The following is a 25,198-nucleotide window of genomic DNA, read 5'->3' on the forward strand; positions in this document are numbered from 1 at the left end:
CTGTAGTTGATGTCTTATAGGATAGCGGTCTAAGTTCAAATGATAAAATCAGAATACTGATAATTGGCGAAGCCTCAAATTTTAGCAATTTTGAGGCTTTTTTACGACAATTACTTTGACACACACAGTAATTGGTGGTAAATTATGGTTATTGAAATTACTATGTGACACATAATACTTAATTTGAAAGGAAGGTCAGCATGCAACCAGAGATTTCGAAAGAAACGATCCGCGGCCATACGACAACCATCGTTTTGAATATCCTGAATCAGGGCGACAGTTATGGTTATGCCATTGCGAAGACCATTAAGACCCTGAGTCAGGGGGCTTATGAAATTAATGAAGCGACGTTGTACACGGTCTTTCGCCGACTTGAGAAAAATGGCGAGATTACAAGTTATTGGGGCAATGAAACGCAGGGTGGCCGGCGCAAATATTATCAAATTTCGGCGCAAGGTCAAAAAACGTTAGCTCATAATATCGAAGAATGGCATTTTGCCAAGCAAGTGATTGATGATTTGATTTTAGGGAGGATTGACGCAGATGTCAGAAAAAATTGAACAATTAGTGGCCATGCGGCTGAATACTTATTTTAAAACGCAAACGATGACGCCAGCTTTAACTGAATTAAAAACTGAATTGGCGACAGATCTAAATGAGGCTGCTAATGACAAGGCCACTAACGGACTGGATTCTGAAGCGGCGGTCGCGGAAGCTTTTAGTGATTTTGGTGACATTAATGCGTTGATCCAGCAAATCAATACGGAAAATGGTAATGAAACCAACTTGCATGCCCATCATGTTGTGATGGATGATGAGGGGATTGAGATTGATGGTGGTGAGACGTTAAAAGTCAATTCTGATGGGATTTCAATCAACAATGGTGCGATTAAAGCCGACCATGATGGACTTAAACTGGGAAAGTTGGTCATCAATGGCGATGGCATTAATCTTAACGATCAACCAGTACCAGCACCGGACTTTGGCACTCCCAGCCAACCGTTAAATTTAGCAGGGGAATACCATGATAGTTTGAATTTAGTGAATGAAAAACGTATTGCCGTAGCCGACATCACAGATTTATCGATCAGCTATCGGTCTGCCCGTGTTAAGGTATTGCCGACGGTTGGCGGCGAAGATGAAATTATTGTGCGTGAATATATGAATCACAATAACGCGTCGTATAATGCGACGGTGACGCAACAAGGCTCAGCGCTAAGTATTGAGCAGGGTAAGGTGCCATTTCTCATCCCTTTACGGGTTCATGTTCAAGTGCTGGTGCCAGCTAATTATGCCGGCAATTTGAAATTAGCAAGTAGTTCGGGAACCGTTCTGATGGCTGGCTTGGCTCAGTTGGGAGTCGTTAATATCCGAATTACAAGTGGTAGTTCTAAATTAGACAGTTTGCAGGCGCAAGCGCTCAGTGCGGATGTCGTTTCAGGAAACTTAGTGATGACCCAAGTTCAAGTTGCTGAACAACTTGGGATGCTTGTCAAAAGTGGTCGGTTAAAGTTATCGGCGGTGCAAGCTGGCCAATATACGGTGACAGTCACTAGTGGCAGTATTCAAGGCGTGCAATTAATTGGCGGTGGTAGTTGGACGGCTAAATCGGGGACGATGAAGCTCGCATTTTCGAAATTGACTAGTGATTTGAATCTAAGCGATAAGAGTGGCTCGATTAAATTTAGCTTGCCACGGGATGCTAGTTATCGCTATGAACTGGAAGCACGAAGTGGACGCGTCGTAGCGCCCAACAACGCACAACCGGAACACATTGCGGATGGGTATCAAACGGGACAAGTTGGTACGACGCCGACCTATACGGTTCAAGGGCGGACGACTTCTGGCTCAATTTATCTTTATTAAACTCAATCGCGTTGCAGAAATTGACTGAAATTTCCGCAACGCGATTTTTCTGAAAATAACCGTGAGTAATTCTTTTCCGTCACTGTGCTAAAAGGCTATAATCAAAATAACAGCTAAACGGAGATTGGGGATCTTGAAATGGGGATTAGTGAACAACAATTGATTAACCGCCTAGTACCTGCACTTTTACGGATACGGCAAACGAAAATTTATCGCGTGATCCAACGAACAGTGATGCTCACTTTTCCGTTTGTCTTGATTGGGAGTTTCAGTCAAATCATTCAAGTGACATTACTGACGAAAACGGGGTTTTTAGCCAGTATTTTTCATTTATCAACTTGGGTACCGTACTATAAATATTTACATTATCCGTTTGATAACTTGACTAATTTGACATTGGATAGTGTGGCAATTGTTGCGGCATTTGGGGCGGCTAAGTATTATGCCAAAGCTTATCACCGTGATGATCAGTTGGCGGGCATCAGTGGGGCAATTGCGCTGCTACTAGTGGCGTATCAATATCCAGATCAAACGCAAGTTGACTTTAATCCGGTCTTGTTGGGGACGAATGGCCTAACGAGTGCCATTTTGATTGGGGTTGTGATTGGCATCCTGTTTCGCTGGTTTGGTCGACCTGCTGATGTGCCGCGTCAATCACACACGACCCAGATTTTAGACCGAACGTTTGCGTCTTTGTTACCGATGACAATCGGCTTTTTACTCGCAGTTGGCGTGGGCTTAGTCTTAAATTGGTTCATGTTATTCGATTATTCAGAACAGACTTTGGATCAATTGCAAAAAATTGCCACGTCGAGCCACAACGGCTTGATGACATTTGCAATGGCTGGCTTGACGCTGCTCATGGAATTACTTGGGTTGGCTGGACCGTTTCAACAACGTTTGCTGGCGAATACCCCTTCGATGACAACTAATTTGAATTATGCGCTCAGTCACCATTCAGCTTACCATGTGCCATATCCTTACACGTCCCATACGTTGTACGACGCTTTTGGGACTTTCGGCGGCACTGGGATGCTACTGGCACTAATCATTACAATCATTATTAGCAGTCATAACCATAATTATCATGTCGTGGCGCGTTGGAGCCTCGTTCCAGCATTATTCAATAGTAATGGCCCAATGATGACCGGATTACCAGTCTTATATAACCCAATTTATGCGATTCCGTTCATTTTAGCGCCACTCGTGAATATGTCGGTGGCGGCATTCGCCATCTGGTTAAAGTGGTTGCCGCCAATGGTTTATCCGGTACCGTTGGGGACACCAGGGCCTTTGATTGCTTTCATTGGGACAAATGGTAATCTGGTAGCGTTGTTGATTGGGTCGTTGGATCTGGTCATTTCGGTATTGATTTATTTGCCATTCATGCGGTTAGCGGAAGCTACTTTACATGCTGCTCATGAACAGAGTTTACGATTGGAGATGACCGGCGATGATGCATAATTTGTTAAAACGTCGGCGTCGCAATAGTTTAGGGGTCCTTATCTTGGTTGGCCTGTTTCTGGTTGCCTTGATTTGGCCAGCTTATCAGTGGACGCAGGCAAATGTAAAATCGATGGCTGGCCGGCATGATTCGCGACTGTCACCGGTGATCTTAATTCCAGGCAGTAGCGCCACGCAGAACCGGTTTGACCGGCTGGTGACGCAATTAAATAAAGCCGACAAACAGCGCCATAGCTTGATCAAATTAACAGTCAAAACGGATGGTACGATCAAGTCTTCGGGAACCCTACGACCACGTGATAATGAACCTTTTATTGTCGTGGGTTTTGAAAATAATAAAGATGGTTATAGCAATATTCAAAAACAAGCCCGCTGGTTTTCCTTGGCCTTTAAACAATTAGCGCACCGCTATCAATTTAATAATTTCAAGGCGATAGGACATTCAAATGGTGGCCTGGTTTATACTTATTTCTTTGAACATTATTTCACGCGTGAGGATATTACGGTCAAAAAATTAATGACGATTGGGTCACCATATAACTTTTCAGAGGCCAATCTCAGTCACAAAACGCAAATGCTAGCAGATTTCATCAAGTATCGTGACCGATTACCGAAAAAGTTAGCTGTGTTCTCGGTCGCTGGCACCGAAAATTATGATTCTGATGGGCTTGTCCCAGCGCGCAGTGTGGAGGCTGGCAAGTACGTTTATCAAGGTCAGGTGAAGCATTACACGGAAGTGACGGTTACGGGGGATAACGCCCAACACTCTGATTTGCCGCAGAATAAGCAAATTGTCAGTCTGATTCAGGAGTACATCTTGGATAGTAAGAAGAAGACCCCGACGAAAGCGTTGATGGGTGCTAATTAAGATGGGTTAGTAATTAAGGATAGGCGATGATTGCCGCTTCCGGTCGTTGTTGATAACATGCGGCCGAGGGACCGGGTCAAGCCTGAAGAACGTCTTGACCCTCGCCCGGAAGCCTTGCATAGCCCACAAGTCTCCCGGCCGGTCCGTGGTGTAAGACCGGAAAAGCACCGGTCAAACGCCACCATCACGGCCGATGCTATCCACAACGACCTACAGCTAGTCAGTAATTCTGAATGATTGTTTAGATTTAGGGGAAGCCGCATGAGGCCATTTTTAGCATAACCAACGCGTGTATTACGGGATTTACGACAAGGTTGGTATTTTCAACGCTTAGTCACTAGAATATTAAAACGAGCCTGGGAAAATTATCCAGACTCGTTTGCGTTATATGACTACTTGAATTTACTTAACTGGTTGAAAATTGGTTGATAGGCCGCAATCAATTGTTCATAGATCGGATAAAGTTCTTGATAATTTTGGACGTTCGTTGGATTGGGATGTTGCTGCCGTGTTGACTCAATCATTGTTTTGACGGCGGTTAGGTTGGAAATCTGGCCCAAACTTTCAAGCCCTAAAATAGCAGCGCCTAAACTTGAACTGGCCATGCTATCTGGAATTGTGACGGTCGTGTCAAAAATATCAGCTAAAATGCCAAGCCAAGTCTCAGAACGGGTGAAGCCGCCAGTGGCTTGTAATTGGGTGAATGGACCAGTCAACGCTTGGACCATTTTTGCCACATGGGCAAGGTTGAAGCAGATGCCTTCAAGCGCCGCACGGGTCATCTCTGACCGTGAATGTCGTGCGGTCAAGCCAAAGTAGGCACCGCGGGCAGTCGCTTCCCAAAGTGGGGCCCGTTCACCGTTCAAATACGGATGCATGAGTAGCCCATGACTGCCAGCTGGGACCTTAGCAGCTAACGCGAGCATCATTTCAATGGTTGAACGGTCGGTTCCCTCATTGACGGCCTTTTCGGCAGAGAACAGGGTGTCCTCGACCCACCGTAAGACATTACCGCCGTTATTGACCGGGCCACCGACGACCCAGCGATGCGGCGCCAAGTAGTAACAGAAGAGGCGGCCATGGGGGTCTAATTTTGGTGCGTCGGTAACGACCCGAATGGCGCCAGAAGTGCCAATTGTGATAGCGGCAACACCAGGTTCGATGGCATTTACACCTAAATTGGCGAGACAACCATCACTTGCACCGACAATCAGTGGAGTTGTGGGTGAGAGCTTTAATTTAGTAGCAACGGTTTCGTTTAAGCCGATGAGTTGGGTGGTCGTATCGACCAGTTGTGGCAGTTGTGTTGCTGTAATTTGAGCCAATTTTAAGGCTTGCGGGTCCCAATCAAAGGTATGCAAGTTAAATAGGCCGGTTGCATTGGCTATCGAGTAATCGGTGACGAGTTGACCGCACAGTCGTTGTAAGAGATACGCTTTAATGTCAACGAACCAACGGGCCTGCTGATGTAATTTAGGCTTGGTTTGCGCGAGCCAAACGAGCTTGGCCAACGGTGTCATTGGATGCAAGGGTGTCCCCGTGTTAGCGTACAGGTCATGGGCGTTCGGCAGGGCTCGCAATTGTTCGGCGGCCGCTGCGGCGCGGTTATCCGCCCAAGTCAACATGCGGGTCAGGGGTTGGAACTGGTCATCAAGCAAAATCAAGCTATGCATCGCTGCTGAAAAACTAATGCCAGCAACTGGCTGGGTCGCTTTTTCAGTGACCTCAGCGATGCCTGCAACGACTGCGTCATAAATTTCAGCCGGACTTTCTTCGGCCATCTCTGGTTCGGTTTGATAGAGCGGGTAGCCATGATTGGCACTGGCGATCGCGGTGCCGGCCTGGTCGTAGAGCACAACTTTGGTACTGGTGGTGCCGACATCGACGCCGATAATTTCTGTCATAAACTTAGTCCTTTCAAAATTATAATTATCCTTAGTTTAGTCAACTTTGGTAGCGGTCGCAATGAGAAATTATTGGTGCGTTGCTAAACTGTGGTAAAATTTGGTCATGGAGGTGGGCAGCGTGTCTGCAAAAGCCACACATCGTAACCGCGTTTTGACCTTGATTCGGTCGTACTATCCTAACTTGAGTCACACCGATCGCAAAATTGCGGATTATATTATTCAGGACCCCGTGAAGACGGCGGCCCAATCAATTTCAGATCTAGCCGCCGCGGTGGGCGTTTCGACAGCCACGGTCTCACGCTTCGTGAAACGGATCAGTTTTAACAGCTTCCGGGACTTTTCACGTGAACTGACCGCTGCGGAACCGTTGGAACAGACGACTGCCGAAGCCTTTCAAGATGTTGAAAAACAGACGACGTTGAAAGGAATCGCGGATTCGACCTTTAGCAGTATTCGAAGTTCCTTAGACCAAACGAGCCAAGTGATGACCGAAGCTGAATTGAAGAAAGCGGTTCGGCTGTTGACCCAAGCACGAAGTATCGCGTTTTACGGTCTGGGTGGGTCTTCAGTGGCCGCTCTGGATGGCTATCACAAGTTTGTGCGGACCGGGATTCCTTGTGCGCAGAATAGCGACTATGATATGCAACTGATGCAAGCCGCACAGATGTCGGGCCAAGATGTTGCCGTCGTGATTTCACATACTGGCCGTAACCAACAAACTTTACAAATCTTAGCAACTTTGAAAAAACAACGGGTCCCAGTAATCGCACTCACGAGTTTCGGTAATTCGCCGTTAGCTCAGGCGAGTGATGTGGCGTTTATTTCGGTTGCGGAAGAAGTAAATTATCGTTCAGAGGGCTTGACCTCGTTAATTGCGCAAATGAGTATTATTGATAGTTTATTTTTGATGACGGCGGTTCATGGTAACGTTAAAATGGCCGCCAGCCTTAGTCGTGTTCGTGAGGCAATTAGCCAAACACGGACTGAATTATAAGGTGGATTTTTTGTAAGATGGGATGGATGGCATGACGAAACGACAACATTTCCGGCCGGTATATGCCAAGACTCGCGGCGCAAGTTGGCGGCGCAGGCTCAGCTGGCTGTTCATTTTGTTGCTAATTGCTGGGTTGATTTGGGGCGGCTTACAATGGGTACAACAGCGTCGTGCGGCCGTTGTGGCGGGCTTTAATGTCCGCGGCATTGCGGTCACTCAAAATGATGGCTATTTGGATTTTGCCGCCTTGGAAAATGACGGTTTAAAATTTGTTTATCTTAAAGCGACCCAGGGTGCGAGTTATACAGATGATAACTTTTCAAGCAATTATTCGCGTGTCCTGGGCACTAATTTAGGTGTCGGTGTCTCGCATGTTTTCAGCTTTTCAAGTTCAGGCAAGGCGCAAGCGGCCTATTTTGAAAGGGTCGTTGGACACAATATCGGTAATCTACCGATTGCGATTCAGGTGCAGTATTATGGCGACTATACGGCCGATACGGTCAACGTGAAGCGTGCTCAGACACAATTACGCACGATGGTTTTAAAGTTAACAAACCATTATGATCGTAATTGTGTGGTCTGGTCAACGCCATCTGTTGCTAATAAGCTTGTCAAACCGGTCATTAAGCAATCTCCGTTATGGTTGAATACCACAAATACCCATCACCGAGACAAGCGCATCATTTTTATGCATTATTCGAATCGGGCTGTCTATCGGCAAAATGGGACCAGTCAAGAATTCAGTGGGATTATTTTTAATGGCAATAACGATGCCTATCAAAACTTAGTCTCAGCTGGCCTAAATTAAAGTGACTAAAAAAATTGCGACCCGTTTGATGGTCGCAATTTTTTAGTTAGCAGCTTCGTTTAGTGCGCCGGGCGAGAGAATCACGTAGTTTCGATTATCTGCCTCGTCAAACAAGCTGACTGGACGCTGTTCATTTGCTTTGACTTCTAAATGAAAGCCATATTTGTCGAGTAAGACGAGCTCGCTCGATGAAATTGATTCGACCGTCGCCGGCATTGGCCGGCCATCGATGCGAATGATCATGTTTGGATCGATTTCAAGCTTGTGATCGCGGTGATGTTCTTCGTCGCGATAGGTCCATGTCCCTGCATAAAAAACTGCCAAGTCACCACTTGCGTTTTTGGTAGGGTGTTGCTTGCGTAATAAGGTACTTGAGAGTCCTGCCAGTAATGATAAGCCAAATAAAATGGCGCCACGTCGCTTCACCGGATCAACCTTCTTTCATTAAGTTTACCCTTAAAATATACCACTAATGAAAGGCATTCGTCACGCAATAACCTGATTCTTAGCAAAGCTTTTAGACCCCTGTTACCTGTTAGTAATGAAAGTAATATTTTGTAAAATTGATGATGAAATTTAACATCTTTTTGATAACATTTTATTTTTCAAATTTTAAATCAAAACAGCTTTTTAGACAGAAGTTGAGTGTCGTGAGAGGTGGGTATGAGTCGTTTTGCATAAAAAAATCAATAATGTGGCTGTGTAAAGTTAACACTGTGATTTAATTTCTTTACAAGTATGGTAAAAGCCCCTATACTTAGGAAACCAAACATAGTTAGTGAAGATGATATTTGTGAAGGAGAAATCAAAATGGCAGTCACTGATCCCCAAAATAGTGTTAAACATACAATTACAGTTAAGAGTCCACAAGAATTTAATCAGCTGATGACAATTTTGATGCCTGACCATGATGTGAAACAATCGTCAGCGTTTAAAGCAGATATTGAACGTGCCAAACGTGCATTAGTTAAGCCAGTGGATATTATTGATCGAGCGAAGTAGTTTAAGGTATATCACTTCGCAGCGTATTTTAAGGCAGTTTGATTGTGGCAATGATCAAGTAAATCAATATTTATGGCATCAAGCCATTCAGGATGAAAAACATCATACACGTTCGACGACGATTTACCTAGATGGTGATAGAATCGTTGCGTATTATACAATCTCAACGGGTGTGATTGATGTAAAAACCGGGTACGATCGTTTGATTTTTAATCGATTACGGGCGTTACCAAGTGACAATAACCAACAAATCAATTTGCCTGTTGTTGAAATCTCATGGCTGGGAGTTGATACGCGCTGGCAACGGCAACATCTGGGCGCAAAGCTGATCTATGATTGTTTTGACAGTGTGTTGAAATTACGGTTTGATTTAAATATTGGCACTATTGGTATTGTGGTCAGTTCGTTATCTGCTGCACTGGATTTTTATAAACAATATGCTTTCAAATATCTACATTATGATTATGATAACCAAGCAATGTTTCCAAAAACTTATCCGTTATTTGTGAGTACGGAAAGTTTAAAGTTAATGATGACCGAGTAGTTGTGTATTGGTACTGTCTAATTGAGGCAGCACCAATTTTTTTATGTCCCAGGTAGAATTACGGCAAGTCAGCGCATAAAACTGTTAAAATAGATTTATGACTTAATTGATTATCAGAAAATTAAACCGGTTACATTAACTTGAAGGGAGCTCGAGTATGTTAAAATTAGGAATCATCGGCACAAATTGGATCACGCAGCAATTTATTGATGCTGCCCATGAATCTGGTGAGTGGCAGTTGACGACGGTCTATTCGCGACATTTAGCACGGGCGCGGGAGTTTGCGACACTGAACCACGCGACGGAAACTTTTGACGACCTTGACCAATTTTACAGTCAAGGGAGTTTTGATGCAGTTTATATTGCCTCACCAAACAGTTTGCACTTTGAGCAGGCCAAACTAGCCTTAGCTCATGAGAAACACGTGATTGTTGAGAAACCGGCTGTCGCAAATCAAGCTGAGTTCGAGCAACTCGATGAATGCTTACGACAACATCCTGATTGTCTGCTGTTTGAGGCAGCTCGTCAGATTCACGAGGTAAATTTCAAACGGATTCAAGCACAGTTAGCGAAAATGCCGCGAATTCAAGGCGCCACATTGACCTATATGAAATATTCTTCGCGTTATGATGCCGTTTTAGCTGGTGAAGAACCTAATATTTTTTCACTCAAGTTCGCCGGTGGGGCACTCCAAGATTTAGGCGTCTATCTCGCGTATGATGCGGTTGGTTGGTTCGGCATGCCGGATGAAGTTGCGTATTACCCGACCTTGATTCGCACCAAGGTCGATGGCAAAGGGGTGGCGGTTTTACGTTACCCTAGTTTTACCGTGACCTTGAATGTTGGTAAGACGAGTAATTCGTTTTTACCGTCTGAAATCAATGGGTTGCGCGACACTATCGTGATGGATAATGCCGCCGAACTCGGTCAAGTCAGCTATCATGATGATCAAGGAACGGTCCAATCTATTGGGGTTAAACCGGACAAGAATCCGATGTTGGCGGAAGCGCGTGACTTTGCCGCGGTGATCAATGATCCAGCCGGTCATCGAAGTGAGTATCAAAGCTGGCGCCAACTTAGTCGCAATGTTAATAAACTATTATTTAATTTACGGCAATCCGGACACATTTATTTTAATGATGCTGAACGGAATCAGCCTGATAAATAGAAACGAGGAACTATGTTAGACGTATTTAAAGAAAAATTCGCTGCGGCGGGGTTTACTGAACTCTCGCCGATTCAAACAGCGGTCGCCACACCAATGGCTGAAGGCACATCCGTGTTAGGCTTAGCACCAACCGGTTCGGGGAAGACCTTAGCCTTTACTTGGCCAATGCTCGAAAGTATTCGGGTCGGTGAGGGGACACAAGCCATGATTTTGGCGCCTTCACAAGAATTAGCCATGCAAACGACCAACGTGGTCCGTGATTGGGCTAAGTTGATCGATGCAAAAGTGTTAGCCATTACTGGTGGCGCTAACGTTAAACGCCAAACTGAGAAGTTGAAAAAGCATCCCGAAATTGTGGTTGGGACGCCTGGTCGAATGACGAACATGATTGCGGATGGCAAGCTTAAACTGGGCCATTTGAAATTAATGATCGTTGATGAAGCGGATGAGTTATTGACGGATGAAACCTTGGATCAAATCCGTGAAATTTTGGATGCAACCTTTGCAGAAACGTTACAATTAGGTTTCTTCTCGGCAACAGAAACTAAAATTCTGGATGAATTACCCCGTTGGTTTGGGCAAAAAGTTGAGAAGATTGATGTGCGGGCAATTGATCAAACGCAAGGCGTTGTTCGGCATCGGACGATGGAAGTTGGCAATCGTAACCGCGTTGATTTGTTGAAGCGAATCAGTCGGGTTGATCGATTACGGGCACTGGTTTTCTTTAACAAGATGCAAGAATTACAACACGTCTCACTCGAATTGCGTCACCAGCACGTGAGTTATGTCGCTTTAACTAGTAATCAACGGCAAGTTGAACGTGAAAAGGCCTTGCGCTTATTCCGGCAAGGTAAGGTCGAATTGTTATTGACGACTGACTTGGCTGCGCGTGGCTTAGATGTGCCAGAGTTGCCAGCAGTGATCAATTATCAGTTACCGAAAGATGTCACGACTTATATTCACCGTAGTGGTCGAACCGGTCGGATGGGCGCTGAAGGTTTAGTCTTAACACTTGGTGATGATCATGATATTCGTGACTTCAAGAAAATGATGAAGTCCACGGAATATGAAATCAAGCCAGGTTACTTGGTTGACTATAAGATTGTGGATACGAAACCGGCTAAAGTTAAGCCAACTTTGACGTTTGATCACCCAAGTAGCGTTGAAGAAGCGACGAATGGTCGTCATCGTGTCGAAGGTGCTGGGCATCCCGACACTGTCAAGCGTGGGGCGAAACCAAGTCGTGCTGTTCCCGTGAAAGCCGATACCTTCAGTGCACCGAAGAAGCATAAAGGGCACAATAAACATTCCAAGAAAAAGGGCATGCGTAAAAAGAATCGGGATCGTTTTTCTAAATCCTAATTGAAAAATTTTTCAATCCGTGAGATGATATTTTACGGATTGAGTTTGGCCCCATAGCACAACTGGATAGGGCACCCGCCTCCTAAGCGGTTGATTCCGGTTCAAGTCCGGATGGGGTCATCGAGTGGTTTACAAAATCGCGACACAGCAACTTTTGATAGCTGCTGTGTCGCGACTTTTTTTATAGTGTGTTTTTAGAAAAGTTATCTTCGTGTCTTGTTGGAATTTAGGTTATACTTTAAAAGTAGTCATGAGTTACAGAGGCAAGTTAATGTAAAACAGCTGGTTCTCGAAAATTGGATGCCGTCATATCAACGTTTTCTTAGTGTATTCCCCGTGCATACGGGGGTGATCCTATTGGAGGATTGAACATGTTTGAAGATTATTTGTATTCCCCGTGCATACGGGGGTGATCCTAATACTAATAAGAACGATATTAGCCAGCTAAAGTATTCCCCGTGCATACGGGGGTGATCCCACTGTTTAAAATGTCACCAAAGAAGCCAGTACGTATTCCCCGTGCATACGGGGGTGATCCTAGCAAGAGCAAATAAGGCAATTGCCAGCGCAAGTATTCCCCGTGCATACGGGGGTGATCCTACTTCCAACGCTTGTCATTACTTTTAGATGTGGTATTCCCCGTGCATACGGGGGTGATCCTTAACCAGCCGGACGCTTTAAAGCTTTTCATCAGTATTCCCCGTGCATACGGGGGTGATCCTCCAGGTACTCGCCCATAGCCAGCAAACGATCCGTATTCCCCGTGCATACGGGGGTGATCCCCCCCGGACTAAGCTTGGGATAATCAGTTGACCGTATTCCCCGTGCATACGGGGGTGATCCTATTTGAACCATTATGCTGTCCCCTTTGCTGATGTATTCCCCGTGCATACGGGGGTGATCCTAGTTGACTGTGTAAAAAGTTCAATAGACTATAAGTATTCCCCGTGCATACGGGGGTGATCCTCCTCAACGCCATTCTTTTGGGCGTATCGGGTTGTATTCCCCGTGCATACGGGGGTGATCCTAATTGGCATATTTTAGACTAAAATCGGTAAAAGTATTCCCCGTGCATACGGGGGTGATCCTTGTTGGTGAAGCGGCGCGGGTAGTGATGTCAAGTATTCCCCGTGCATACGGGGGTGATCCTTCAGGGATTCGTTTCCCAAAATGGTTAGCAAAGTATTCCCCGTGCATACGGGGGTGATCCTTATTTTCAGTTAAATTGTTAAAATTATTTAAGGTATTCCCCGTGCATACGGGGGTGATCCCGTGTAAGGCTTATAGCTATAATACATAGGGGTGGTATTCCCCGTGCATACGGGGGTGATCCTATTAATATTTACGTCCGCGCCGACCAACCCGGGTATTCCCCGTGCATACGGGGGTGATCCTGTTTGGCGCGACTGCCTATCGGAAGTGTGAGTGTATTCCCCGTGCATACGGGGGTGATCCTTTTTTTCGACTGGAAGTCTTTTATCGAAAAGTGTATTCCCCGTGCATACGGGGGTGATCCCACATCCTGCGTAATGGTGAGCTCATCATCTTTGTATTCCCCGTGCATACGGGGGTGATCCTCATGGTCGCGTCTTGACAAGTAAATAATTGATGTATTCCCCGTGCATACGGGGGTGATCCTTTGTCCTAGCATTTGTTAACCTCCAATTGTTTGTATTCCCCGTGCATACGGGGGTGATCCCATGATTGGACGGCATTAATGATTACAGATATTGTATTCCCCGTGCATACGGGGGTGATCCCAGGGGGGTGGAACGTACACAATATCCAAGGAAATATTCCCCGTGCATACGGGGGTGATCCTAGCCCCGGCAGCCTGCCCAGTGGCACCGAATAGTATTCCCCGTGCATACGGGGGTGATCCTATGAGGTTGTTTTTGGACTAAAGGTGATTAAAGTATTCCCCGTGCATACGGGGGTGATCCCGTGATCTAGCCACGTCTTAGCCCAGCCGACACGTATTCCCCGTGCATACGGGGGTGATCCTATGTTAGTGGCTACTATCATTAAGAATGGTGAGTATTCCCCGTGCATACGGGGGTGATCCTGATGGTGCTTCACACCAAAATCCTTAAACATCGTATTCCCCGTGCATACGGGGGTGATCCTAGATTTATCACAAACCGATAACCCATATTATTGTATTCCCCGTGCATACGGGGGTGATCCCAAGAAAGCACCAAGTGATCTAAGTGTTGATGTGTATTCCCCGTGCATACGGGGGTGATCCCCAATTCGTGCCGTTGCCTGACTTAATTAATTTGTATTCCCCGTGCATACGGGGGTGATCCTAGATGCGTAACGTCGGCACTTGTCCCTGTCAGGTATTCCCCGTGCATACGGGGGTGATCCCTAACTTCGAATTCGCAAGGATATCGGCCGTGTGTATTCCCCGTGCATACGGGGGTGATCCTCCAAGTCGCTATTTTGGCATGATTGCTGAAGAGTATTCCCCGTGCATACGGGGGTGATCCTATAAATGGACGGAAGCAATGAGATAGAAAGGCGGTATTCCCCGTGCATACGGGGGTGATCCCGGCCGCAAGGCTTCACCGAGCAGACTCATATAGTATTCCCCGTGCATACGGGGGTGATCCTTAAAGCGATTGGACCAGCGCATTTTAGCGTATGTATTCCCCGTGCATACGGGGGTGATCCTACATTTATCGCGCCACCCGTGGCAATGGGAAAGTATTCCCCGTGCATACGGGGGTGATCCCTTATCAGGGTCGTCACGGCTAAACTTAAAGATGTATTCCCCGTGCATACGGGGGTGATCCTTTCAATACGACGATGAAATTAGAAAAGTTATTGTATTCCCCGTGCATATGGGGGTGATCCTTCGTCAGGGTCTGCTTTCGCTTTCCGTTCCATGTATTCCCTGTGTATACGGGGTTGACTCTTTTTAATCCAGAGAACTTATTAGAAATAGTTATATTTGAAAATGAGCCTCTAATGTTGGACAACAATCCAACGTTGGCGGCTCATTTTCGACTAACTAAAGGCGTTTATTTATTAACGAATCACAATCACGTTACAAGGTGCATGATCAACAACATAGCTGGTCGTTGAACCGACGGCTACTCGGTTTGGCGAGTCTTTACCAGTTGCCCCAAGGACAATCAAATCAATTTCAGGATGTTGTTTGGCAAAAGCTTCAATAAGTCGTTTGGGATTACCGTAAGCTACTTCGGTTTTGAAATGGGTCACGGTAGTAGTCTGGACGAATTGGCGACGGTCTGCCATGTCAGCTTCAGCGTGGGCGGCTTCAGCATCCAGTAGTTCGTGCAACACTGGATCTAGTGCGGGTGCATGGTAAGCACTGTCGTCGACGACATACAGCGCGGTCAAATTAGCTTGATGGCGTTGTGCAATATTGACGGCTTCATTAAAGGCTGCTTGTGCCGCGGCCGAACTATCTACGGGCGCTAGGATGTGCTGGTAAGTATTTGGCATATTGACCACCTCCATTAAGTTGGTCTAATCATAACGGATTCCGGCACGTTAAGGAAGCGAAATGCATCTTTAAGGTAGGTCTGATGGCCGGATGATAGTTGAGCGTGTATATTATAAGTAATATTGAGCGTGAGAGGATGAGTATCATCAAAAAAGTGGCGCAGACGTTGTTATCTTGGGAGGATTGGCTAAATAAACGACGCTATTATCACGCGTTACGCGAGACATTGACGCTGCTGTTTCCATTTGTCCTAATTGGGGCGTTTATTAGTGTTTTCAACCAAGCCTGTTTCCAGAAAAATGGCTTTCTGAATCAAATTTATCGTTTAAGCCACTGGGTACCGGGATTTTCACAATTTGGCATTTATACGGGAATGCTTAGTCAAACGGTCAACGGTGTGATTGCGGTGGTGGCTGCGTTTGCTGCAGCTAACTTTGCGGTGCGCGCATCACGCCGCGATAATTTGCTAGCTGGGTTAACCGCGGCACTTAGCTTTTGTCTACTGAATTTTGACTATCGGAACACTGCGAAGATGGGGCAGGTGACGGCATCTCAATTTTTAACGCCTAACTTAGGATCACAGGGGATCTTTCTTGCTTTGCTAGTAGGTCTCATCACCGGCTGGTTGTTCAATCATTTGGCGACTAAACCACACAATCATCAATTGATCGAGACGCAGCATCACTTACTGAGTCGGGCAAAGGATAATTGGCTGCCAATTGCGGTGACGCTGGTCTTATTTAGCCTAATCAGTTATGGTGTGAGCTTTATGAGTAAAAATGGACTCAATGGGTTGTTTTACCTCGTCTTTCAGTTGCCATTTTCAAATCTCAGTGGGGTGTTAATTCCAATTTTTAGTGCCACGCTGCTAAGTAACCTTTTCTGGGTGATCGGTATTATTGGACCGATTGATTTTAGTGGCAATAGTTCAGTCAGCACGGTTCAAAATTTAGAGTATGCTTTGCAACATGGTTCCGCTTGGGGCGCACCAAATCCGATTACCTTGCACACGGTCTTTGACAGTTTTGCCAATGTCGGTGGGCCGGGAATGACGTTGGCGCTAGTTATTGCGATTCTCTGGCGCTCGCGCAATCAAGACTTACGAACGGTCGCTAAAGCGAGCTGGTTCCCCAGTTTATTTAATTTTAACCAGCCGTTGCTAGTGGGGTTACCAATTATGTTTAGTCCAATTTTGGCCATCCCATTCCTATTGGCACCGTTAGCGAGCCTGATTATCACTTGGACGGCGCTAAAACTACAATTGATGCCCCCAGTTGTTTATCCGGTTAGCCGGACGATGCCTGGATTTTTAATCGGCTGGCTGGGTACCGGTGGTGACTGGCGGGCGTTGTTTGTCAGTGGTTTAAATTTAGCAGTGGCGACGGCGATTTATTTGCCATTTGTTCTTCTGGCGAATCAGACGGTTGAAAGAGGTGAGACGTATGCGTCATAATTGGTGGCGGTGGTTGCTGGGCCTAGTGATCTTGCTAGGTGTCAGTTGGCCAGCCTATACGTGGACTAAGGCAAATATCAAGACCTTGAAGAGTGCCGGGCGGACGCGGATGGCCCCCGTAATCATGGTGCCAGGGTCCAGTGCCAGTCAGAATCGGTTTGATGATTTGATTACGGAATTGGGTAAAGAAACGCCACAGCGACACAGTGTACTGAAACTGACCGTGCAGACAGATGGTAAGATTAAGTACAGCGGTAGCATTCGTCAAAATGACAATCAACCGTTTATCATTGTGGCCTTTGCGGATAACAAAGACGGTCAAGCAAACATTGATAAGCAGGCGGTTTGGTTGAATACAGCCTTCAAAGCCCTCGTCAAGACTTATCGTTTCAATCATTTTCGAGCACTCGGTCATTCGAATGGTGGGCTTATCTGGACGTTGTTTTTGGAACGTTATTTAAAGCAGTCACCGAAAGTTCGTATCGATCGGCTGATGACGATTGCGGCACCGTTTAACATGGAATCGACTAGTACAACCACTAAAACGAGTATGTTTAAGGAACTGTATCAGTATCGGCGTGGTCTACCGAATGGGTTAACAGCGTATTCGATTGCGGGCACGGAGAACTATACGAGTGATGGGACTGTGCCGTATAACAGTGTTAATTTTGGTAAATACATTTTTCAAGATCAGGTGAAGCATTTTACGGAAATTACGGTGACCGGTGCGAATACGGCCCATTCAGACTTACCGCAAAACAAGCAGATTGTGTCGTTAATTCGGCAATACTTGTTAGATGAAACGGTCTCCAGTAAAATTCGGAAACAAAATCAGCGACAGTTGAAAAATTAAAAAATCGCCACTAGCAACTTTAAAATCAGGATGCTAGCAACGATTATTGGTTTAACGATGGCGATGCTTAATCACTTTGTGGTGTTTAGAAGATTTGGTATGATGGATTTTAAGTGGCCGCTTAAATTTTAAACGTAAGCGCAACATTGTGCGTGGTATCGGGCGCTGTGCGGCAGTTGCCGTTAGTGTTGGTGTCATGGCTAAACTCAGGCTGAGTCCGAAAATCAAGCCTAAAATTCCCACTCGACGTAATTTCAATGTCAATTCCCCCTAGAATGTGCTATTTAAGCGTATCGTTTTTTGACCAGCGCGTCAAAAGGATAATCAGTTTCTTTACAGAACTTTAACACCACGTTAATGAATAATTAACGAAAACTAGCGGAATATGATTGTATTTTGGCAGGGTTTCCTATAAGGTGAAGATATTAACAAAAAGGGAGTTATTTTACATGAATATTGAAATTTTAAACTCAGCAATCCAAGACTTACATTTCCAAATCGTTTACGATCGAGACGAATCTAAAGACGAACCTGGCAAGGGCCAATTTAGTTATACTCCTGCAAATCCAGATGTTAAAAAGACATTTGGTGATGACGTCGTTCAGGCACAATTAGAAGTGACCTACAAAGAAGAAATGTACGACCTTTCTGCAACTGTCTTTGCCATCGTTCGGTTGAGCGGTGAAATGGTCGGCATTATCGAACGTCAATCTGAAGATAAGAAGATCGAAGAAGACGAACAAGGCATGTTGGATAACTTGAACAACGCGATTATCCCAGCCTTATCTGCCAAGGCGCGCGCCTATGCCGCCTTATTGTCCACTGAAGCTAGCAACTTTGCGATTATGCCAGCTGATTTTGACAATCGTGAACCTAAACAAGCTGACGCTGAATAAGCGCCGACGATTAGCGGTTGACCAGCAATGGTTGATCGTTTTTTTGTTGCCGTTTTTTGCATAAATGGTTAGTCATTTAGTTTCAAAAGGTTAATTAAGTCACCATAAAAATGTTGCCATACATTGTGTAACCGTTAACAATGATGATATAATAAGTTCAAGCCTAGATAAGCATTATGAATTAATTTTGGTGATTGGCCGGGAAGTGTCAAAAGGTTTTTGGAGGGTTTTGCAATTATCGCATTGGTTCGTCGCGCTAATCGGCTTTGTCAAAGTTGGGGGTGGCGGTTTGAGTGAAGTTAAACTGTCAGCACACATACTTTTTCATTAGCATTGCGCACATAGAATTGACAGCCAAACGACGGCCTGATTAACGGCATTGGCATGACGACTTTGAAGTGTCATGCCAATGCCGTTTTTTTATCTCGTGGGCGCTTAAATAGCTGAAAATAGGGTTGTGAAAGCGTATACTTACAGTGAAGGGAGTGACCGACTTGTTTAAACCAATGGCATCAGTCTTTACCAACCATCAAATTGCCGGACATTACCGTGCAATTGATCGGGCACAAAAGTGTATCGTCCCATTTCATTTTGAAATTCAAGGGGTCGAGTATCCAAAACCGGTTCCAGAGAAAAATTGGCTACGGCGCTTATCAGGAACTCGTAGTGAAAAATATGCAATGGTGGAGTTAACGCCAACGAAGGTTGTTTTGTGGTCACCGGAACAACGTAACCTCGGTGAGATGGCCTTAGCGGATGTCAAACTCATTCAAGTCGGCGCAATCCGATGGCATGTGACCCAAGGACTGGATCCGCGGCACGCGTTTCGCGCCACGATTTTTGTGGTGACAGAGAAGGGCAACTATTATTTTGCCAATTCCGATATGGAAGTTTTGCCAGCAATTTTTAAATTTGCTCATGCACACGAAATTCCAGTCGAAGATCCGTTGCGATTATTACCATTACTGAAGCTCGGGTGGAAAGTGGCGGCGGTCACGTTGCATGAAACTTATGCGCAATTAGCTGAACATACTGGTTATCCGAATTCAAAAGTTTAATTCAATAAGTTATGACGAAGGCTTGAGTCAAATCTCAAACCTTTTTTAGTTAAAAGTGAAAATCTCAGCTCAATGCGGAATTAATAATTGTTATTAGTCGTTGAATCAGGCATAATGTTACTGATGAGTAACAGTTGGGAGCGCTCATTGAGGGATGATCAAGTACAAGCTACTCTGGCAGTTTTAAAAATCAGACAGGATTACGACCAAAATAAGATTGTCAGTATTTTGAATATGAAATCAGCACTGTTTGCGACTGAACGTGGCCTTAGTCAAGCAAAATTACTCGCAGATGCGGTGAATGCGCTGACGAGTGGTTGTCTCTACCGCGGCCCGAGTCATCGTCATGGGTTTGATCTGGCGGCGGCTGATCGAGTCTATGAATTTATTGTGCAACTGTATCAAGGTGAAATTTATGTCAAATTCTTTGTGACCGAACATGGGACGGAATTTCGTTCTTTTCATCCAACTGAAAGATCGATTGACAAGTCGTTTAGGCGACTATGAGGGAGAATAATGGAAAATCCAGCAATTAAGGTTCGTCGTCAGATCAATTATTGGCGACCTGTATTACAGAAAACAGTGACTTATCGAGAAGTTGAACTTAATGAAACAGTTAAAATTCGGCGCCGCCAAATTTCAGTGAAACATTGCTACTGGGTTCCCCTCACTGCTGACTTAGCAGATATGGAGGCCTACCTTTTGCCATTAGACGATCCCGATTGGAATACGCGCCGCGACTGGCAGAACTATCGGGAACGCTATCAGATCTTATCTGGGGCGGCAGTTAAAAAGAGCCGCACTACGTATGGTCTAAGTGGTCGTGAAATGGCTGCCATTATTGGGATTAGTCATAGTAGTTTGTCCGAAATCGAAAACGAACTAGTTTTGCAGTCAGATGAGCAAGATAGTTTACTGCGATTAGCACAAAACCGATTGGCGTTTGCTGCGCTGGTCCGTAAGCGCCGTGCCAGTCTCACTGAAGCATTCGATGAAGCCCGTTATCGCGCCATATTAGCTAAAGTGCAAGCCTAAAAAACACCCCGTAAAAAGTTGTCTGAAATCACAACTTTTACGGGGTGTTTTAAGCATAGTTTTTTAAACGAGTCCTTGGGCCATCATGGCATCGGCGACTTTAGTAAAGCCGGCAATATTTGCACCACTCAGGTAGTCACCACTGACGTCATATTCATCGGCGGCTGCGACGGATTGTTCGAAGATAGCTTGCATGATTTTCTTCAAACGGGCGTCGACTTCGTCAAAAGTCCAGCTCAAACGCATACTGTTTTGACTCATTTCAAGGGCAGAAACTGCAACACCACCGGCATTGGCAGCTTTAGCTGGGCCGTAAAGCACCTTGGCAGCTTGGTAGGCCGCGATTGCTTCTGGCGTGCTTGGCATGTTGGCTCCTTCAGCGACGGCTTTGGCACCATTAGCGATGACGATTTGCGCTTTGTCACCGTCGATTTCGTTTTGCGTCGCACATGGTAAGGCGATGTCGTAAGCTAATCTAGCAGACCAAACGGAACCTTCATTGTAAGTAGCACTGTCAACGCGGTCGGCGTATTCCTTGATACGGCCACGTTCAACTTCTTTAATTTGTTTAACAACTTCAAAGTCAATCCCATTCTCATCCACGACATAACCGTTGGAATCGGAACAAGTTAACACTTTACCACCAAGTTCGGTGACTTTTTGGATAGCATAAGTGGCCACGTTACCGGCACCAGAAATGGCAACCCGTTGACCGGCGAAATTCAAGCCGTTTGCTTTGAGCATTTCGTCAGTGTAGTAGGCGAGACCATAACCAGTTGCTTCAGTCCGGGCAAGTGAGCCACCATAGGAGAGACCTTTACCCGTTAAAATACCACGGTCGGCGCCACGGAGCCGCTTGTATTGGCCATATAAGAAGCCAATTTCACGACCACCAACGCCAATATCACCAGCGGGAACATCGGTATCGAGGCCGATATACTTGCTGAGTTCGGTCATGAAGCTTTGGCAGAAACGCATAATTTCATTGTCGGATTTGCCTTTAGGATCAAAGTCTGAGCCCCCCTTGCCACCACCAATCGGGAGACCAGTTAAAGCATTTTTGAAGATTTGTTCGAAGCCTAGGAATTTAACGATACTTAGGTTCACAGAAGGGTGGAGTCGTAAGCCGCCTTTGTACGGCCCGATGGCGGAGTTAAATTGAACTCGGAAGCCACGGTTAACACGAGCATGGCCAGCATCATCTAACCAAGGAACTCGGAACTGAATGACACGTTCTGGTTCGGTTAAACGTTCCAAAATGTTGGCATCGATGTATTCTGGATGGGCCTCAAAAACTGGGGTCATCGTTTTGAAGAAGTCGTGAACAGCTTCCAAAAATTCTGGCTGGTTTGGATCACGATGTTCAATCACGTTATAAACTTGTTCTAAGTAATCAGTAGCTTTGCTCAATATAATCATCCTTCCATGTTTAAGTTAACTATGACTCATATTCTAAAGGTTTAGTTCGTTAATTGCACGAGTTAAATTGGCTAACTTTCCGTGAATTTTTGGTGATTGTGCAATATTTATATAAAAATATTAATGCCAAGTGGCGACCAATAATCAGGTTGTTCGGTGGCTTTACATAAATTTGGTTTTACGTGCATTTTAAAAAGTGGCGTCGTATTCTAGCGACAGATAGATGGGGGGGATTGTGATGAAGCGACAATCGTTGGTGGTCACAGCCTTAATCGGGGCACTATTTTTGGTTGGAATTGGTGGCTTTATTGTTAAAATGTTACCTGCTAATAAACCGGTGCAAACGAGTGCCGATTCGGCAACAATTGTGGTTAAACGACCCACGAATCCTAAAAAAACTCATGCCAAGTCGCAACCACAAACTGGTCAGTATACTAAAGCCCAAGCCTTAGCTAAAATTAATGCCTTAATGGCGCGCGGCCATGTGATGGGCACGTTGCTGGTGACAAATAATGGCCTGGCAGGAGTTCAAACGCTGTCCTATGGCTATGCAGACGTGGCGAGTGGCCGGAAAAACAGTGCTAACGAAGTTTACCCATTGGCGTCACTGCAAAAGGCACTCACTGCGACTGTCATTCAGAGCTTGATCAATCAGGGTAAGTTGACCATGACGACGCCTTTGAGTACGTATTTCCCTAAAATCCGGTATGCGAAATGGATCACGATTCGAGACCTACTTGATCACACTTCTGGGATTCGGATGGGTGAACCAGTGCCGACAATGACGCTGCCAAATGAGGCGGCTGAAATTAATTTCACGGTGAAGCATCTCAAATCGACTAATAATCATGCCTATGCATACTCTAATGCAAACTTCACGTTGCTTGCTGGAATCATTCGCAAGGCGACTGGCAAATCATATATGGCTAATTTGCAGGCGGATGTCTTGAAGCCACTTCAGATGCATCATACCTATGCGTATAATCAGGTCCCAATCAATGTGATCAATCCAAACTCGTATCAATTGACTAACGGCTATTCTCAAAGCGCGGTGATTTCTAAACCACTGCAGTCCAGTGAACTCGGCTGTGGGAGTTTATACGCTAGTGTTGGGGATTATTATAAATTTATTAATGCTTTATTTACTGGTAAGTTAGTTGGTCAGGCAGGTTTTAACGAACTATCAGCGAACCAAAAATTACACTATGCGGCCGGAATCTACTATTTTGGCAACGGCAATGTTCGCATCGGGGGCAATGACAACTCGTTTCACACCTATTATATGGGGACGACCGATGGGCAAGTTGGGGTAGTCCTTTTCGATAATCAAGGGTCATTTCACGGGGACAATACTATTGGGTTGGAGATTCAAGCCATTCTACAACGATCGGAGCCATTTTGATGCGGTTGCTCAAGGTGCTCAGTTTAGCGCTCGTTAGCTTGGCACTGGGACTTTGGCTCTGGCCGCGAGCCTCCCGAGAGCTGCTGGCTAAAACGGTGTATGTCACGCTGAAGATACCAACCGTGCGGGTGTATTCCCAAGTGCCTACGGAGTCAACGACGGGACGTGGAAAAGTAACCCAGCTACCAGTTGGGCAACCCTATTTAGGCACGCTCCACGGTAGTTATTTGCGAGTGACGACATTGAACGGTCAACGGGTCGGTTGGGTGGCACGGCGGTCAGCGCAGGTGGTTGCGACGAAACAGCCGCTTAAATTGACGGCGGTTAAATTGTTGAATGACCGACTGGTGGCGCACGGTGGGCAGCAACAGGTCATTGTAACCGCTGGTGGGCCACCTGGGACCAAAATAGCGCGTAAAAGTTGGTCTAAGCAAGGGCAGGCGCTGACAACGAGTGAGTTTCAAGTGATTAAACGTGCTAAGACGGCAGTGGGTAGTTATTATTTGTTGCAACACAATCAGCACGACTATGGTTGGGTGTCGGCGCAGGCCTTTAAGGCGGTGTCAGTCCATTATCAGCCAATCCGGGAAACGACTTGGCGCCATATCGATCAGCTAATCACGGCAGCTGGTATTCAAGGAACCTTGCTAGTGGCGCAGGCAAATAATGCTCGACCCAGTACTCGTAGCTATGGGATGGCAGATCAACAGACGCGCCGGGTAAATACGGCTCAAACGGTATATCCCATTGCTTCGTTGCAAAAGGCCATGACCGGGGTATTGATTGGACAACTGGTCGCGCAACATCGGTTGAGTCTGAACACCACATTGACCCGGTTTTATCCTCATTTGACTGATGCGAGCCAAATCACGATTCAAGCGCTGTTGAACCATACGTCTGGCATCTGGATGTCCGAAGTTGCACCAGCAAAAACGTTGTCAGAATCTGACGCAATTCGTTGGACGCTACAGCATTTAACGGTCACGGATCAACGTCGTTGGCATTATTGTAGCGCCAACTATACGTTGTTAGCTGGCATCATTCGGCAAGTGACAGGTCGGTCGTATGCGGCGAATTTGGCTGAGCACCTTTTACGTCCGGCCGGGATGACGCAGACGATGACTTGGCATCAGTTTGATGAGCAAAATGTGGTTACGCCGTACTTGACAACTGGGGCACCGGCAACGATTTCAGCGCCGCTTTTATCCAGCGAGTTAGGTGCCGGTGATATTGGGACTACCGTGCTGGACTATTATCGTTTTGTGGCGGCGTTCAACGCAGGGGTGTTTTTAAGCCCTGCCATGCAACGGCAGCTGACGGCGATGCGCACGAATACCTATGCGGCTGGGCTGTATTACGGGGTGGATGGTGCGCAACATGCGACTGGCTTTGATAATAATATTAGTAATTATTACAGTCGGACTGCCAGTGGGGATTATACCGTGGTGCTTTTTGTGAATCGGGGAAATCATTATCGCGGGAAAAGATTGGTCAATCAAATTTTGAAGAGCTTACAAAATGGCGCTAGTCGATGAAAGTCGGCCAACGCCGTTTTATTTTTGTAAAGAATGAGTGAACTTATAGCGGTTCAATTAATTTAACGGTATCATAAAAGTAATGAAAC

General features: G+C 45.8%; 23 protein-coding genes, 1 tRNA gene and 1 CRISPR repeat array. Of the genes, 19 read left to right on the forward strand and 5 right to left on the reverse strand.

All coding sequences use genetic code 11. From position 1 onward, the window contains the following. Positions 1-200 precede the first annotated feature (200 nt). From FFM70_RS10750 to FFM70_RS10765, 4 genes are all read left to right on the forward strand, one after another. A complete protein-coding gene (locus tag FFM70_RS10750; RefSeq protein ID WP_137616856.1) occupies positions 201-560 on the forward strand; it encodes a PadR family transcriptional regulator in 360 nt (119 codons plus the stop codon). Further along, the gene (locus tag FFM70_RS10755; protein WP_137616857.1) at positions 544-1,866 is read left to right on the forward strand and encodes a DUF4097 family beta strand repeat-containing protein; all 1,323 of its coding nucleotides are present in this window, start codon (positions 544-546) and stop codon (positions 1,864-1,866) included. Before FFM70_RS10750 ends, FFM70_RS10755 begins: the two co-directional genes overlap by 17 nt. 138 nt (positions 1,867-2,004) lie before the next feature. Then, entirely contained in the window at positions 2,005-3,330 is a 1,326-nt protein-coding gene (locus FFM70_RS10760) for a PTS transporter subunit EIIC (RefSeq protein ID WP_137616858.1), read from the forward strand. Then, on the forward strand, positions 3,323-4,198 hold the full coding sequence (locus FFM70_RS10765) for an alpha/beta hydrolase (protein WP_137616898.1): 876 nt from the start codon (positions 3,323-3,325) through the stop codon (positions 4,196-4,198). The genes FFM70_RS10760 and FFM70_RS10765 overlap by 8 nt, the downstream gene beginning before the upstream one ends. 392 nt (positions 4,199-4,590) lie before the next feature. Here the strand turns inward: FFM70_RS10765 and FFM70_RS10770 are convergent, their stop codons facing one another. After that, positions 4,591-6,102, reverse strand: a complete 1,512-nt coding sequence (locus tag FFM70_RS10770) for a gluconokinase (RefSeq protein WP_137616859.1) — start codon at positions 6,100-6,102, stop codon at positions 4,591-4,593. Between the two features lie 106 nt (positions 6,103-6,208). Between FFM70_RS10770 and FFM70_RS10775 the strand changes: the two genes are divergently transcribed. Both FFM70_RS10775 and FFM70_RS10780 read left to right on the forward strand, forming a co-directional pair. Continuing rightward, the gene (locus tag FFM70_RS10775; RefSeq protein WP_137616899.1) at positions 6,209-7,099 is read left to right on the forward strand and encodes a MurR/RpiR family transcriptional regulator; all 891 of its coding nucleotides are present in this window, start codon (positions 6,209-6,211) and stop codon (positions 7,097-7,099) included. Positions 7,100-7,130: 31 nt separating this feature from the next. After that, positions 7,131-7,907, forward strand: coding sequence for a GH25 family lysozyme (locus tag FFM70_RS10780; protein ID WP_137616860.1), 777 nt, complete (start codon positions 7,131-7,133; stop codon positions 7,905-7,907). 42 nt (positions 7,908-7,949) lie between these two features. Here the strand turns inward: FFM70_RS10780 and FFM70_RS10785 are convergent, their stop codons facing one another. Next, a complete protein-coding gene (locus tag FFM70_RS10785) occupies positions 7,950-8,333 on the reverse strand; it encodes a DUF4828 domain-containing protein (RefSeq protein WP_137616861.1) in 384 nt (127 codons plus the stop codon). Between the two features lie 384 nt (positions 8,334-8,717). Here FFM70_RS10785 and FFM70_RS10790 point away from each other — a divergent pair, with 384 nt between their 5' ends. From FFM70_RS10790 to FFM70_RS10810, 5 genes are all read left to right on the forward strand, one after another. Continuing rightward, on the forward strand, positions 8,718-8,909 hold the full coding sequence (locus FFM70_RS10790; RefSeq protein WP_137616862.1) for a hypothetical protein: 192 nt from the start codon (positions 8,718-8,720) through the stop codon (positions 8,907-8,909). After that, a complete protein-coding gene (locus FFM70_RS10795) occupies positions 8,893-9,453 on the forward strand; it encodes a hypothetical protein (RefSeq protein ID WP_137616863.1) in 561 nt (186 codons plus the stop codon). The genes FFM70_RS10790 and FFM70_RS10795 overlap by 17 nt, the downstream gene beginning before the upstream one ends. A gap of 157 nt (positions 9,454-9,610) precedes the next feature. Then, positions 9,611-10,621: a Gfo/Idh/MocA family protein gene (locus FFM70_RS10800; protein ID WP_137616864.1), complete on the forward strand. Its 1,011-nt coding sequence runs from the start codon at positions 9,611-9,613 to the stop codon at positions 10,619-10,621. 12 nt (positions 10,622-10,633) lie between these two features. After that, positions 10,634-11,983, forward strand: coding sequence for a DEAD/DEAH box helicase (locus FFM70_RS10805; RefSeq protein WP_137616865.1), 1,350 nt, complete (start codon positions 10,634-10,636; stop codon positions 11,981-11,983). 47 nt (positions 11,984-12,030) lie between these two features. Next, positions 12,031-12,103, forward strand: a tRNA-Arg gene (locus FFM70_RS10810). 207 nt (positions 12,104-12,310) lie between these two features. Further along, positions 12,311-14,903: direct repeats of the CRISPR family, unit length 28 nt; unit sequence GTATTCCCCGTGCATACGGGGGTGATCC. Positions 14,904-15,016: 113 nt separating this feature from the next. On the opposite strand, the gene FFM70_RS10815 is transcribed toward FFM70_RS10810, so the two are convergent. After that, positions 15,017-15,457, reverse strand: coding sequence for a universal stress protein (locus tag FFM70_RS10815; protein WP_137616866.1), 441 nt, complete (start codon positions 15,455-15,457; stop codon positions 15,017-15,019). 137 nt (positions 15,458-15,594) lie between these two features. Here FFM70_RS10815 and FFM70_RS10820 point away from each other — a divergent pair, with 137 nt between their 5' ends. Both FFM70_RS10820 and FFM70_RS10825 read left to right on the forward strand, forming a co-directional pair. After that, positions 15,595-16,911, forward strand: coding sequence for a PTS transporter subunit EIIC (locus tag FFM70_RS10820; RefSeq protein WP_223877482.1), 1,317 nt, complete (start codon positions 15,595-15,597; stop codon positions 16,909-16,911). Then, positions 16,901-17,764, forward strand: coding sequence for an alpha/beta hydrolase (locus FFM70_RS10825; RefSeq protein ID WP_137616867.1), 864 nt, complete (start codon positions 16,901-16,903; stop codon positions 17,762-17,764). Before FFM70_RS10820 ends, FFM70_RS10825 begins: the two co-directional genes overlap by 11 nt. 51 nt (positions 17,765-17,815) lie before the next feature. On the opposite strand, the gene FFM70_RS10830 is transcribed toward FFM70_RS10825, so the two are convergent. After that, on the reverse strand, positions 17,816-18,022 hold the full coding sequence (locus FFM70_RS10830) for a hypothetical protein (RefSeq protein ID WP_137616868.1): 207 nt from the start codon (positions 18,020-18,022) through the stop codon (positions 17,816-17,818). Positions 18,023-18,213: 191 nt separating this feature from the next. Between FFM70_RS10830 and FFM70_RS10835 the strand changes: the two genes are divergently transcribed. The 4 genes from FFM70_RS10835 (at position 18,214) to FFM70_RS10850 (ending at position 20,753) form a co-directional block, all read left to right on the forward strand. Continuing rightward, positions 18,214-18,660, forward strand: coding sequence for a hypothetical protein (locus FFM70_RS10835; RefSeq protein WP_137616869.1), 447 nt, complete (start codon positions 18,214-18,216; stop codon positions 18,658-18,660). Between the two features lie 485 nt (positions 18,661-19,145). Then, positions 19,146-19,718: a hypothetical protein gene (locus FFM70_RS10840; RefSeq protein WP_223877484.1), complete on the forward strand. Its 573-nt coding sequence runs from the start codon at positions 19,146-19,148 to the stop codon at positions 19,716-19,718. 123 nt (positions 19,719-19,841) lie between these two features. After that, positions 19,842-20,225 carry a type II toxin-antitoxin system MqsR family toxin gene (locus FFM70_RS10845; RefSeq protein WP_137616871.1) on the forward strand — a complete coding sequence of 128 codons (384 nt, stop codon included), beginning with the start codon at positions 19,842-19,844 and terminating at the stop codon, positions 20,223-20,225. Positions 20,226-20,234: 9 nt separating this feature from the next. After that, positions 20,235-20,753, forward strand: a complete 519-nt coding sequence (locus FFM70_RS10850; protein WP_137616872.1) for a hypothetical protein — start codon at positions 20,235-20,237, stop codon at positions 20,751-20,753. 63 nt (positions 20,754-20,816) lie between these two features. Here the strand turns inward: FFM70_RS10850 and gdhA are convergent, their stop codons facing one another. Further along, positions 20,817-22,172: an NADP-specific glutamate dehydrogenase gene (gene gdhA, locus FFM70_RS10855; RefSeq protein WP_171002359.1), complete on the reverse strand. Its 1,356-nt coding sequence runs from the start codon at positions 22,170-22,172 to the stop codon at positions 20,817-20,819. 238 nt (positions 22,173-22,410) lie between these two features. On the opposite strand from gdhA, the gene FFM70_RS10860 reads away from it, so the two are divergent. After that, positions 22,411-23,574 (forward strand): serine hydrolase domain-containing protein, encoded by a 1,164-nt coding sequence (locus FFM70_RS10860; protein WP_137616874.1) that lies wholly within the window; start codon positions 22,411-22,413, stop codon positions 23,572-23,574. Further along, positions 23,574-25,109, forward strand: coding sequence for a serine hydrolase domain-containing protein (locus FFM70_RS10865; RefSeq protein ID WP_137616875.1), 1,536 nt, complete (start codon positions 23,574-23,576; stop codon positions 25,107-25,109). The genes FFM70_RS10860 and FFM70_RS10865 overlap by 1 nt, the downstream gene beginning before the upstream one ends. The last annotated feature ends 89 nt before the right edge of the window (positions 25,110-25,198 follow it).

Source organism: Lactiplantibacillus nangangensis (assembly GCF_005405065.1).
In the GTDB taxonomy this organism is placed as follows: domain Bacteria; phylum Bacillota; class Bacilli; order Lactobacillales; family Lactobacillaceae; genus Lactiplantibacillus; species Lactiplantibacillus nangangensis.

Coding starts and splice junctions, on each gene's coding strand:
- FFM70_RS10750 (WP_137616856.1), top strand. CDS start 201: ATGCAACCAGAGATTTCGAAAGAAACGATCCGCGGCCATACGACAACC.
- FFM70_RS10755 (WP_137616857.1), top strand. CDS start 544: ATGTCAGAAAAAATTGAACAATTAGTGGCCATGCGGCTGAATACTTAT.
- FFM70_RS10760 (WP_137616858.1), top strand. CDS start 2,005: ATGGGGATTAGTGAACAACAATTGATTAACCGCCTAGTACCTGCACTT.
- FFM70_RS10765 (WP_137616898.1), top strand. CDS start 3,323: ATGCATAATTTGTTAAAACGTCGGCGTCGCAATAGTTTAGGGGTCCTT.
- FFM70_RS10770 (WP_137616859.1), bottom strand. CDS start 6,102: ATGACAGAAATTATCGGCGTCGATGTCGGCACCACCAGTACCAAAGTT.
- FFM70_RS10775 (WP_137616899.1), top strand. CDS start 6,209: ATGGAGGTGGGCAGCGTGTCTGCAAAAGCCACACATCGTAACCGCGTT.
- FFM70_RS10780 (WP_137616860.1), top strand. CDS start 7,131: ATGACGAAACGACAACATTTCCGGCCGGTATATGCCAAGACTCGCGGC.
- FFM70_RS10790 (WP_137616862.1), top strand. CDS start 8,718: ATGGCAGTCACTGATCCCCAAAATAGTGTTAAACATACAATTACAGTT.
- FFM70_RS10800 (WP_137616864.1), top strand. CDS start 9,611: ATGTTAAAATTAGGAATCATCGGCACAAATTGGATCACGCAGCAATTT.
- FFM70_RS10805 (WP_137616865.1), top strand. CDS start 10,634: ATGTTAGACGTATTTAAAGAAAAATTCGCTGCGGCGGGGTTTACTGAA.
- FFM70_RS10815 (WP_137616866.1), bottom strand. CDS start 15,457: ATGCCAAATACTTACCAGCACATCCTAGCGCCCGTAGATAGTTCGGCC.
- FFM70_RS10820 (WP_223877482.1), top strand. CDS start 15,595: ATGAGTATCATCAAAAAAGTGGCGCAGACGTTGTTATCTTGGGAGGAT.
- FFM70_RS10825 (WP_137616867.1), top strand. CDS start 16,901: ATGCGTCATAATTGGTGGCGGTGGTTGCTGGGCCTAGTGATCTTGCTA.
- FFM70_RS10835 (WP_137616869.1), top strand. CDS start 18,214: ATGAATATTGAAATTTTAAACTCAGCAATCCAAGACTTACATTTCCAA.
- FFM70_RS10845 (WP_137616871.1), top strand. CDS start 19,842: ATGAGTAACAGTTGGGAGCGCTCATTGAGGGATGATCAAGTACAAGCT.
- FFM70_RS10850 (WP_137616872.1), top strand. CDS start 20,235: ATGGAAAATCCAGCAATTAAGGTTCGTCGTCAGATCAATTATTGGCGA.
- gdhA (WP_171002359.1), bottom strand. CDS start 22,172: ATGATTATATTGAGCAAAGCTACTGATTACTTAGAACAAGTTTATAAC.
- FFM70_RS10860 (WP_137616874.1), top strand. CDS start 22,411: ATGAAGCGACAATCGTTGGTGGTCACAGCCTTAATCGGGGCACTATTT.
- FFM70_RS10865 (WP_137616875.1), top strand. CDS start 23,574: ATGCGGTTGCTCAAGGTGCTCAGTTTAGCGCTCGTTAGCTTGGCACTG.